The organism is Klebsiella sp. MS 92-3, from assembly GCF_000195655.1.
GTDB classification, from domain to species: domain Bacteria; phylum Pseudomonadota; class Gammaproteobacteria; order Enterobacterales; family Enterobacteriaceae; genus Klebsiella; species Klebsiella pneumoniae.
Map to the genome: position 1 here is coordinate 88338 of NZ_GL882860.1, position 1190 is coordinate 89527.

Annotated in this window: 1 protein-coding gene; it reads right to left on the reverse strand. The window is 57.5% G+C overall.

Annotated features, from left to right (window positions below):
- Window positions 1-73: 73 nt before the first annotated feature.
- Window positions 74-1190, reverse strand: a 1117-nt coding sequence (gene fadL / locus HMPREF9538_RS03055; RefSeq protein WP_009486229.1) for a long-chain fatty acid transporter FadL, incomplete at its 5' end; no start/stop codon positions are given.

Consider the following 1190-nt stretch of genomic DNA (forward strand, 5'->3'; position numbering starts at 1 on the left):
AAAAAAAAAAAAAAAAAAAAAAAAAAACAATCTCAGTCCCTCCCTGCTCTTTTTTTTTGTGGCGCGCTGCTTATCAGAAGCGGTAGTTGAAGTTAGCGCCGTACAGCCAGGCGGTTCCTTCGGAACGGAAGGTATACGGGCCTTCCTTAATTTCAACATGCTGCCCGTGCATGTATGAAACGCCGACGTCAACCGAGGCATCTTTATTGAACGCGTAGGTGGTACCCGCGCTCAGCCACAGGCGATCCTGGTCCGGAATAGAGATAGAGCGGTTATTAGCCGGCACCGGGCTGTCATCGAAGGCGATACCGGTACGGAAGGTCCAGTTATCGTCATAATAATAGGTGGTCCCCAGCGCAAGACGATAGGCGTCCTTGAAGCCTTCCTCTTTATAGAACAGCGTCTGGCCGTTGCTGCCGGTGGCTTTCAGCTCCTGGAACTGACTCCAGCTGGTGTAGGTCAGGCTATAGTGGACCGCCCACTGCGGCGCCACGCGGTTATAGCCGGACAGCTCCCACATTTCCGGCAGGTTAAGGGTTAGCGAACCATTTGTCGTCTGGCCGCTGGTGCCCGCCGGCAGGCCGAAGTTGCCGAGGATCTGGTTATAGGCCGCCGGCAGGCTGCTGCGGTAGTTACCGTCGAAGTCGATCTTGACCTCAGAACGGTAGGTTAAACCGTAGCGGTTATTCTTATCCAGCTCATAGAGGATCCCGGCGTTCCAGCCGAAGCCCCACGCGTTGCCATTAAGATGGGCGATCTGCGTGTCGGCCGGGATCTTCGCTACCTGGCCCGCCAGCGCCGGCGGCAGCGCGCCAGAGCCTGCGACAATCTGCCCCAGATCGCCTGCATAGCGCTCGATCTTCGCCTTGGCGTAGACCGCGTCAAAGCCTAAGCCGAAGCTCCAGTTGCTGTCGAGGCGGTAGGCGCCGCTCAGGTTGAAGTTCGCGGTGGTCAGGTCGGTTTTACCGCCCATGCTGCCGGCCGCATAATCATCGTTATACTCTGTTGCCAGACCATAGTTAGAGGTGATAGACGCCCCCCAACCAAATTGGTCGTTAATCGGCGCGACAAAGTGGAAGTTGGGCACCCACGCCGTCGGGGCGATATTGTCTGCTTTCAGGCTCTTGCCGGTGGGAGAGGTGCCCGAAACATTAACGCCCGGGTCGACAAACACGGCGCCCCCCCCCCCC